This window comes from Brevundimonas sp. UBA7838, assembly GCF_002500885.1.
Classification (GTDB): Bacteria; Pseudomonadota; Alphaproteobacteria; order Caulobacterales; family Caulobacteraceae; genus Brevundimonas; species Brevundimonas vesicularis_C.
Genome location: NZ_DLTK01000030.1, coordinates 1 through 436 on the forward strand (window position 1 = coordinate 1; position 436 = coordinate 436).

A 436-nucleotide genomic window follows, 5' to 3' on the forward strand; every position below is an offset into this window, starting at 1 on the left:
GCGCCAAGGTCGCCGACAGCATCGGCGCCCGGCGCGGCAATCCCGCGGCCCTAGCCTTCACCCAGCGCCAGGCCGAGCGGGTGCCGGATCGCCTGCGCGGCCGCCAGAACCGCAAGGCCGCCGAGCGCGTCGCTACAGAATGAAGCGGCTCAGATCGACGTCCTTGGTCAGGGCGTCCATCTTCTCGCGCACCGCGTCGCCGTCGAAGGTCACGGTCTGGCCCGACAGTTCCGAGGCCTTGAAGCTGGTCTCCTCCAACACCCGCTCCATCACGGTCTGAAGCCGGCGCGCACCGATGTTCTCGACCGCGCTGTTGGCCGCCACCGCCGCATCGGCCATCGCCTCGACCGCATCGTCGGTGAAGGTCAGGGTCACGTCCTCGGTCGCCAGCAGGGCCTGGTTCTGACGGATCAGATTGGCTTCCGGCTCGGTCAGG

Annotated in this window: 1 pseudogene; it reads right to left on the bottom strand. The window is 69.3% G+C overall.

Going from position 1 to position 436, the window contains the following annotated elements:
* Positions 1-132 precede the first annotated feature (132 nt).
* Positions 133-436 (bottom strand): annotated as a pseudogene (locus tag B3T77_RS01595) (HslU--HslV peptidase ATPase subunit); the annotation flags it as partial.